Raw genomic sequence first — 9,152 nt, 5'->3', positions numbered from 1 at the left:
GTACCGGGATGACCCTCCGCCTTGCGATCGCACGCACCAGACGCCGCGAGGCCCGCCCTCCGGGCGAACGACGGGAGTTTGACGACAGGGCCTAGCAGCGCCATGGGCACCTCCTCCGGGGCGGCTCAGGTCATGTACGGCGGTTGGCCAGGTCACCGGCTCTCGGCGGGTCAGGTCATGTCCGGGTCGCCCTTGATCAGGGCGAAGGCGGCGCCCGCCGGATCCTTGAGCATGGCCAGGCGGCCGACACCCGGTGCGTCGCTCGGCGGGATCAGCACCGAGGCGCCGCGGGAGGTGGCCGCGGCGAAGGTGGCGTCGCAGTCGGTCACGCCGAAGTACGGGTGCCACTCCGACGTCGAACCGGCCTGCAGGTTCTCCTTCGGCAGCTGCATCATGCCGCCCTGGCCGGTGTCCCCCTCCTTGCCGCCGCCGGGCGAGGAGACGACGGAGTACACCATGTCGCCGCCCATCGGCAGGTCCTGGTACTCCCAGGAGAAGACCGAGGCGTAGAACTCCTTCGCCGCGGCCGCATCGGTGGTGTACAGCTCGGTCCAGCACAGGGTGTTCGCTTCCATGACCGTCTCCAGCCCCTTGGTCTCGGCGGGCTGCCAGACGGCGAAATCGGCGCCCGTCGGGTCGGTGAAGGCAGCCAGCCGGCCGGCGGTGAACACATCCCCCGGCGGGACCCGGAGCGAGCCGCCGGCCTGCTGCACGGCCTTGGCCGTGGCGTCCGCGTCGGGGGTCTGGAAGTACGCCGTCCAGGCGGGGCTCGCGCCCTCCTCGGTCAGCGGGCCGACGGCTCCGACGGTCCTGCCGTCGAGCTGGAAGAAGCCGTAGCCGCCGGCCCCCGGACCCGCCGACCGGCACGTCCAGCCGAAGACGGCGGAGTAGAACTCGACGGCGGCGTCGACGTCGGGCGTCCCGAGATCGAGCCAGTTGGGGGTGCCCGGAACGTAATGGGTCGTCAGCACGATTACTCCTTCGGTGCGCTGCTCGCTGCTCTGCCCTTCCCTCGCTCTCAGCATGGCAGGCAGCACTGACAGTCACCCTCCGCGCGGCGCTCAGGGCGCGCCGAAGCGGTCCCGCAGCTCCCTCTTGAGGACCTTGCCGCTGGCGTTGCGCGGCAGGGCGTCCACGAACATCACCCGCTTGGGCGCCTTGAACGGCGCGAGACGGGCGCGGGCGGCGTCGATCAGTTCCTGCTCGCTCACCTCGATGCCGCCGACGAACCCGCCGACGTCGCCGTCGCCGCCGACGCCGGTCCGCCGTACGACCACGGCGGTCACCGCCTCGATCCACCGCTCGTCCGGCAGCCCGATGACCGCGACCTCGGCGACCTGCGGATGCTCGTAGAGCGCGTCCTCCACCTGGCGGGAAGCGACCAGTACGCCGCCGGAGTTGATGACGTCCTTGACCCGGTCGACCACCGTGAAATAGCCCTCCGCGTCCCGGACGGCGAGGTCGCCGGAGTGGAACCAGCCGTCCCGGAAGGCCTCCGCGGTCTCCGCCGGCTTGTCCCAGTAGCCGGTGCACAGCTGCGGGGAGCGGTAGACGACCTCGCCGCGGCTGCCGTCCGGCACCTCCTGGCCCGCCTCGTCGACCACCCGTGCCTCCACGAACAGCACCGGGCGGCCGCAGGAGTCCATCCGGCCCTCGTGCTCGTCCGGGCCCAGCACGGTGGCCAGCGGTCCGATCTCGCTCTGCCCGAAGCAGTTGTAGAACGCGAGCGAGGGCAGCCGGGCGCGCAGCCGCTCCAGGACCGGTACGGGCATGATCGAGGCGCCGTAGTACGCCTTGCGCAGGCCGCTGAGCTCCCGTACCGCGAAGTCCGGGTGGTTCGACAGCGCGATCCAGACGGTCGGCGGTGCGAACAGGCTGTCCGCCAGGCCCGCTTCGACGAGGTCGAAGATCCGCGCCGGATCGGGACCGTCCAGGATGATGTTCTCCGCTCCGACCGCCAGGTAGGGCAGCAGGAAGACATGCATCTGCGCGGAGTGGTAGAGCGGAAGGGAGTGCACCGGCCGGTCGCTCTCCTGCAGGTCCAGGGCGACGATGGCGCTGGTGTACTCGTGCACCAGCGCACGGTGCGTCATCATCGCGCCCTTGGGGAGAGCGGTGGTTCCCGAGGTGTAGAGAAGCTGGACGAGGGTGTCGTCGTCGGCCGCCGCCTCTTCGGGGTCCGCGTCGCCCGCTCGGCCCGGCCGACCCGCCGCTTCCTGCTGTACGGCGAGCCGCTCCAGCAACCCGTCCGGGGCGCCGTGCAGCGGCAGGGTGCGTACGGAGTCCGGCAGCCGGTGGGCGAGGGCGGGATCGGTGAGGGCGAGCGCGCTGCCCGACTGCTCCAGGATGTAGCGCAGATCCTCGCCGGTGAGGCCGTGGTTGACCGGCACATGCACCAGGCCGGCGCGGGCACAGGCCAGAAAGCCGATCAGATACGCGTCGGAGTTGTGCCCGTACGAGGCGACCCGGTCGCCGGGGTTCAGTCCCTCCGCCAGCAACACCCGGGCCGCGGCGGTCACCGCGTCGTCCAGCCGGCGGTAGGTCCACGTCCGGTCCGCGTACCGGACGGCCACCCGTTCGGGCACCCGCCGCGCGCTGCGCCGCAGGACCGAGTCCACCGTGTTGCTCCGCGCTTGCGTCATGGCGCGATCCTCGGGGGCGCCCGGTGCCGGGTCAAGCGCTGTGGACAGCGAGCCGCGGGGTGCGGGCCCCGCGGACCCCGCGCACCCCTGGGTTGTTTCCCCGCCGCCCACCCCCCTTCGGGGGGTGGGCGGGTCAGGTGAGGACCCCCGGCCGCTAAACCGCCCGCTCCCGGCCCGCCCAGTACGGGTCGCGGAGCCGACGCTTGTAGAGCTTGCCGTTGGGGTCGCGGGGCAGGGTGGCGATGAAGTCGACGGAGCGGGGCCGTTTGTAGCCCGCCAGACGGCGTTCGCAGTGGGCGAGGATCTCGTCGGCGAGTGCGGGCCCCGCCGCATACCCCTCCGCCGGCTCGACGACGGCCTTGACCTCCTCGCCCCAGTCGTCGTGCGGGATGCCGAAGGCGGCCGCGTCGGCGACGGCGGGGTGGCTGAGGAGGGCGGACTCGATCTCGGCGGGGTAGATGTTGACGCCGCCGGAGATGATCATGTCGATCTTGCGGTCGCGGAGGAAGAGATAGCCGTCCTCGTCCAGATAGCCGAGGTCGCCGACGGTGAAGAAGTCGCCGATCCGGTTCTTCTTCGTCTTGCCCTCGTCCTTGTGGTAGCTGAAGCCGCCGGTGGTCATCTTCATGTAGACGGTGCCCAGTTCGCCGGGCGGCAGCCGGTTGCCGTCGTCGTCGAAGACCGCCAGTTCGCTGATCGGCCAGGGCTTTCCGACCGTACCGGGCTTCTTGAGCCAGTCCTCGGCGGTGGCGAAGGCGCCGCCGCCCTCGCTGGCCGCGTAGTACTCCTCGACGCAGTCGCCCCACCAGTCGATCATGGCGCGTTTCACATGGTCGGGGCAGGGCGCGGCGCCATGGATGGCGTGCCGCATGGAGGTCACGTCGTAGGACGTCCGAACTCCCTCGGGGAGGGCGAGCAGGCGGTGGAACTGGGTGGGGACCATATGGGTGTGGGTGCAGCGGTGCGCGTCGATCAGGGCCAGCATGTCCTGCGGCGTCCACTTGTCCATCAGGACGATGCGGTGGCCGATGTGCAGGGAGGCGCCGGCGAATTGGAGCACGGCGGTGTGGTACAGCGGTGAGCAGACGAGGTGGACGTTGTCGTCGAACGGCTTGATGCCGAAGATGCCGAGGAAGCCGCCGAGGTAGGTCTCCTCGGGCGGCTTGCCGGGCAGCGGGCGGCGGATGCCGCGGGGGCGTCCGGTGGTGCCCGAGGTGTAGTTCATGACCCAGCCCAGGGTGCGGCCGTCGGGCGCGGACTCCGGTTGCCCGGTGAGGAGTTGGGCGTACGGACGGAAGTCGTCGACCGTGCCCACGGCATACCGCCGGGCGGCCGGGAGCTTCGCCTCGTCGGCCGCCTGACGCGCGGCCTCGCCGTACCGCTCGTGGGCGATCAGCACCTTCGCGCCGGAGTCGGCGACGATCCAGGCGATCTCGGGGCCGACCAGGTGGTGGTTGACGGGGACAAGGTAGAGCCCGGCCTGGGACGCGGCCAGGTAGGCGGTGAAGAACTCGACGCCGTTGGGGAGGAGGACGGCGAAGGCGTCGCCGCGCTCCAGGCCCGCCGCGCGCAGGCCGTGGACCAGTTGGTTGACGGCGGCGTGCAGGCGGCCCGCGGTCCACTCCTCGCCGTCCGGGGCGATCAGGACGGTACGGTCCGGGTCGGCGGTGGCCTGCGCCCAGAAGCCGTTGGGCGGTGCGGCGTCGCGGGGGCCACTGGGGCCGTGGTCGCCGTGGGAGCCGTGGGTCATTCCGCTGTCCTCCTCGGTGTCGGGCGCGTCCGGGGCGTCGGCATCAGGCGCGTCCGGCGATGCGGTTGATGCGGTCGATGGCCCGCTCGAAGCCGCGGGTGAGGTCGTCGAAGACCGCCTGGACGCTGCGTTCGCTGGTCATTTGGCCGACGATCTGGCCGACCGGGGTGCCGAGCAGCGGCTCGATCCCGTGCCGCTGGATGCGGGAGTTGGCCTCGGCGACCAGCAGTCCCTGCAGCGGCATGGGCAGCGGGCCGGGGCCGCTGGGGTCGTCCCAGGCGTCGGTCCAGTCGGTGCGCAGCTGGCGGGCGGGCTTGCCGGTCAGGGCGCGGGAGCGGACGGTGTCGCCGGGGCCCGCGGCGAGCAGTTTCGCGGTGAGCCGGCGCGAGTGCAGCTCGGCCTCCTCGGTGGTCAGCCACAGGGAGCCCAGCCAGACGCCCTGGGCGCCGAGGGCCAGCCCGGCGGCGATCTGTTCGCCGGTGCCGATGCCGCCGGCGGCAAGTACGGGCAACGGGTCGACGGCGGCGACCACTTCGGGGGTGAGGACCATGGTGGCGATCTCACCGGTGTGCCCGCCGGCCTCGTAGCCCTGGGCAACGACGATGTCGATACCGGCCGCCTTGTGGTGCCGGGCGTGGCGCGGGCTGCCGGCCAGCGCGGCGACGAGGATGCCGTGGTCGTGGGCGCGCCGGACGACGTCGGGCGGCGGCGGGCCGAGGGCGTTGGCGAGCAGCTTGATCGGATAGCCGAAGGCGACGTCGAGCTGGGTGCGGGCGACCTGTTCCATCCAGCCGGTGATCCGCCAGCCGGACGCTTCGCCCTCCGCGAGCTGTGGCACCTGGTACTTGTCGAGGATTCCGGTGACGAACTGCCGGTGCTCCTCGGGGATCATCGCCTCTACGTCGGCCTCCGTGACGCCGTCGACCTTCTTGGCGGGCATCACCACATCGAGGCCGTACGGCAGTCCGTCGGTGTGCTCCTGCATCCAGTCGAGGTCGCGGGCCAGCTCGCCCGGCGCGGTGTAGCGGACCGCGCCGAGCACCCCGAACCCGCCCGCCCGGGTGATCGCCGCGGCGACCGCGGGGAAGGGCGTGAAACCGAAGACGGCGTGCTCGACGCCCAGCGTGTTGCTCAGCTCCGTCTGCATGGGCGCAGGATGCCGCAGCGGGCCGTACGAGGGAAGAGATTTTCTGATGCCACGTCAGGAACCTGCGTCGGAAACCCGAGGCCCGGTCACCGTTCCCGGCCGCGTTGTCAGTGGGTGCCCTTAGCCTTCCGGTAATGCATCAGCTCCCGGGAGAGGGGGGGTTGGGCGAACCGACGTGTACTGCGAAGGACCACAGATGTCTGATACCACGCCCCGGCCGTCACCGAAGGGGTTCGTGCCCGCGGATGACGACACCTTCGTCATCCCCGATGCGTTGCCCGCCGTCCTCCATCCGCGTCGCGGCGGTCTGCCCGGACCGCCGGTCACGCTCGACGAAGACGCCGTCGCCTCGGTGCGGCGCCGGGTGGCGGAGCTCCGGAGCGAAGTGGACTTCGTGCTCGACAGCGCGGAGAGCTCTCACGACCTGGTGGAGGCCGCGCGCGTTCGGCTACAGGGCGAGGCGGACCCGCGGGGCGCCGCCGTGCTCGCCGCCATCGTCTCCGAGGCGATCTCGTGGCGCGAGAAATTCGCCCTGCAGACGTTCGCGGATGCGTGGATCGCGGAGCACGGCATCGTGTTCGCCGCCACGGCTGCTGCGGAACTCTGCGGGGTCTTCGTCGACGGATACGGCTACAACGAGGACAAGAGTCGGCGCCACGTTCGGAGCCGACGCGAGAGCGACCGTGGCAGCACCTGGGGCGGCAAGGGCTGGTCCGAGGCCGTCGGTGTCGCGCAGCGGGTCCGCGCCTTCCTCGCGGTCGCCGGCGACGAGGACTACGCGCGCGCCGTCGAGGCGCTGGCGGAATACCGCCGGGACGATATTCAGCGCTGTGCCGCCGCGTACCTGGTACCGACGCAGACGGAATGGGTGGACGAACTCTGCGCCGCCGAACGGTCCGAGATGGACGCCCGTAATTGGGACATGGTGCTCTGCTCGGTGGGCTCGGCCGAACAGCTCGCTGTGCTGCGCGCCCACGAACAGCGATGGTGGTGGCTGTCAGGGGCCAGGCTGGGCACGGTGCTCGACGGCGTCGGTACGGCCATCCTGCCGGTGCTGACCGACCTCCTCGACGAACGCGACAGGCTGGCCCGGGACGTGCTCGACACCCTCGCCGCGCTGCCTTTCGACGAGGCGTTCGCGGCCCTGGTGCGCCACCTCCCCGAGCGGCAGGTGCACGCCGCCGTGATCGAAGGGGCGCGACGCTTCCCCGTGCGTGCGCTCCGGCTGCTCGGCGCCGCGGTGGCCGCCGGCCCCTCCGAGGCCGCCTCGTACGCCGGCCGTGTGCTACGTGACCATGTGGCGGCCCATCCCGAGCTCACCGCTGCCGTACTGCCGAGCGTGCCCGACGAAGTGCGCGCGGTGGTTGCATCGATCGGCGAGCACACGGCCGAGTGGGCGCTGGAGGCGCCGCCGGAAGCGCTGCCGCCGCTGCTGGTCGAGCCGCCGTGGACCCGCGAGCGCAGCACCGCCAGGCCGGTGGTCGTCAAGGGGCTCGTGGCGCCGGCCGAGGCCTTTGTCGTCTGGGCGCCGGGCGAGCGGCAGGAGTGGTCGGCGATGGCCGCCGACGGGCCCGCACCGGACTGGGCCGCGGACACGGACTGGGACGTGACGGTCCAGCAGTTCCGGAACGGCGCGCTGCGGCCCGCGAGCGAGCCCGAGCTGTTTCTGTTCGGCCCCGAGGAGAGTGTCCGCCCGCTGCTCGCCCAGTGGCGGCCGGGCCGGCTGCCGGAAACCGACGGTGCGTGGATGAAGGGCGTCGTGGCGCGCTTCGCCGAGGACGCGGTGCCCGCGGCGCTGGACCTCGCGCAGTCCCAGCCCGCGACCGCCGCCGAGGTGCTGCTCCCCCTCAGCGACGGCGGGACGGCCGAGCTGATGGCCGACTGGCTGGCCCGGCGCAAGACCGCACGCCCCCTCGTGCTGCGCTGGCTGGACCGGCATCCCGCCGCCGCGGCCCGCGCGCTCGTGCCGGCCGCGCTGGGCAAGGCGGGCAAGCGACGGCGCACCGCGGAGGCGGCCCTGCGGCTCCTCGGCTCCGCCGGGCACCGCGCCGAAGCCGTGCACGCCGCCCGCGGCTACGGCGACAAGGCCGCCGCCGCGGTCGAGGCTCTCCTGGCCGCCGATCCGCTGGAGGACCTCCCGGCCACGATGCCCGACGCCCCCCATTGGCTGGATCCCCATCTGCTCCCGCAGGTGCTCCTGCGCGCAGACGGGCGGGCACTGCCCGTCCCGGCCGTCCGCCACCTCGTCACCATGCTCGCCCTCTCCATGCCCGACGAGGTGTACGCGGGCGTCGAGGTGGTCAAGGAGCTGTGCGAGCCGGCCTCCCTCGCCGCCTTCGCCTGGGCGCTGTTCGAGCGGTCGGGCCTGCGCGAGGAGAGTGGCGGGGCGGGGGTTCACGCCTGGGTACTGACGGCTCTGGGGCTGCTCGGAGACGACGAGACGGTCCGCCTGTTCACGCCGGTGATCCGGGCCTGGCCGGGCGAGGGCAGTCACCACAAGGCAGTCGCCGGTCTTGACGCCCTGGTGGCGATCGGCACCGACGTCGCGCTGATGCACCTGAACGGCATCGCCCAGAAGGTCAAGTACAAGGGCATCAGGGCCAAGGCCCAGGAGAAGATCGCCGCGCTCGCCGCCGGCCTGGGTCTGAGCCCCCAGGAACTGGGCGACCGGCTCGTCCCCGACCTCGGGCTGGACGCCGCCGGCAGCCTGGTTCTCGACTACGGTCCGCGCCGGTTCGTCATCGGATTCGACGAGCAGCTCAAACCGTATGTCGCGGACGCCGACGGCAGGCGCCTCAAGAGCCTGCCCAAGCCCGGCGTCCGCGACGACCAGGAACTGGCCCCGGCCGCCCACCAGCGGTTCGCCACGCTGAAGAAGGACGCCCGGACGGTCGCCGCCGAGCAGGTCCACCGGCTGGAGCAGGCCATGGTGACGCAGCGCCGGTGGCCCGCGGCCGAGTTCCAGGATCTGATCGTCCGGCACCCGCTGCTGTGGCACATCGCCCGTCGACTGGTGTGGATCGCGCAGGACGGCGACGGGGGCGAGAGCGTCGCGTTCCGTATCGCCGAGGACCGTACGCTCGCGGACGTCGACGACGACTCGCTGACGCTGCCGGATACCGCCCGGATCGGCATCGCCCACCCGCTGCATCTGGCCGGCGCCCTCACCACGTGGTCGGAGGTGTTCGCCGACTACGAGATCCTGCAGCCGTTCCCGCAGCTGGGCCGGCCCGCGTACGCGCTGACCGACGACGAGCGGGTGGCCACCGAACTCAAGCGGTTCCACGACATCACCGTTCCGGTCGGCAAGCTGCTCGGGCTCGAGCGGCGCGGCTGGCAGCGCGGCACTGCCGAGGACAACGGAGTTCAGGGCTGGATATCCCGTGTGACCTCCGACGGTCGCGCCGTCGTCGTCGACCTCGATCCGGGCATCGTGGTGGGCAGCCCCGACTACTGGGAGGAGCAAACCATCCGGCGTGTCTGGCTCCACAACGGCACGCGGCTCAGCTGGGGGACGGATTCCACCGCGCTGCCGCTGCGCGCACTGGATCCGGTGACCGCCTCCGAAGTGCTCGCCGACCTGGCCGATCTCACCGCGCCGACCGGCTGACCG

General features: G+C 72.1%; 5 protein-coding genes. 1 reads left to right on the top strand and 4 read right to left on the bottom strand.

All coding sequences use genetic code 11. The features are described from left to right. Nucleotides 1–170: 170 nt before the first annotated feature. The 4 genes from AB0D04_RS32300 to AB0D04_RS32285 form a co-directional block, all read right to left on the bottom strand. Nucleotides 171–971: a VOC family protein gene (locus AB0D04_RS32300; protein WP_362710583.1), complete on the bottom strand. Its 801-nt coding sequence runs from the start codon at nucleotides 969–971 to the stop codon at nucleotides 171–173. A gap of 90 nt (nucleotides 972–1,061) precedes the next feature. After that, on the bottom strand, nucleotides 1,062–2,642 hold the full coding sequence (locus tag AB0D04_RS32295) for an acyl-CoA synthetase (RefSeq protein ID WP_362710580.1): 1,581 nt from the start codon (nucleotides 2,640–2,642) through the stop codon (nucleotides 1,062–1,064). Between the two features lie 154 nt (nucleotides 2,643–2,796). Then, entirely contained in the window at nucleotides 2,797–4,392 is a 1,596-nt protein-coding gene (locus tag AB0D04_RS32290; RefSeq protein WP_362710577.1) for an acyl-CoA synthetase, read from the bottom strand. A gap of 43 nt (nucleotides 4,393–4,435) precedes the next feature. Then, complete coding sequence (locus tag AB0D04_RS32285) at nucleotides 4,436–5,539, bottom strand: nitronate monooxygenase family protein (RefSeq protein ID WP_362710574.1); 1,104 nt, start codon at nucleotides 5,537–5,539, stop codon at nucleotides 4,436–4,438. Nucleotides 5,540–5,735: 196 nt separating this feature from the next. Here AB0D04_RS32285 and AB0D04_RS32280 point away from each other — a divergent pair, with 196 nt between their 5' ends. Further along, nucleotides 5,736–9,149 (top strand): DUF4132 domain-containing protein, encoded by a 3,414-nt coding sequence (locus tag AB0D04_RS32280; RefSeq protein ID WP_362710572.1) that lies wholly within the window; start codon nucleotides 5,736–5,738, stop codon nucleotides 9,147–9,149. Nucleotides 9,150–9,152 lie beyond the last annotated feature (3 nt).

The sequence above is a fragment of the Streptomyces sp. NPDC048483 genome (genome assembly GCF_040651455.1).
Taxonomy (GTDB): Bacteria; Actinomycetota; Actinomycetes; order Streptomycetales; family Streptomycetaceae; genus Streptomyces.
Note: the sequence above shows the minus strand (reverse complement) of the source record. Positions and strands in the feature narration are given on the sequence as shown.

Excerpts from the sequence above, each read along its gene's own strand:
- AB0D04_RS32290 (WP_362710577.1), bottom strand. The coding sequence starts at position 4,392 with ATGACCCACGGCTCCCACGGCGACCACGGCCCCAGTGGCCCCCGCGAC.
- AB0D04_RS32285 (WP_362710574.1), bottom strand. The coding sequence starts at position 5,539 with ATGCAGACGGAGCTGAGCAACACGCTGGGCGTCGAGCACGCCGTCTTC.
- AB0D04_RS32295 (WP_362710580.1), bottom strand. The coding sequence starts at position 2,642 with ATGACGCAAGCGCGGAGCAACACGGTGGACTCGGTCCTGCGGCGCAGC.
- AB0D04_RS32280 (WP_362710572.1), top strand. The coding sequence starts at position 5,736 with ATGTCTGATACCACGCCCCGGCCGTCACCGAAGGGGTTCGTGCCCGCG.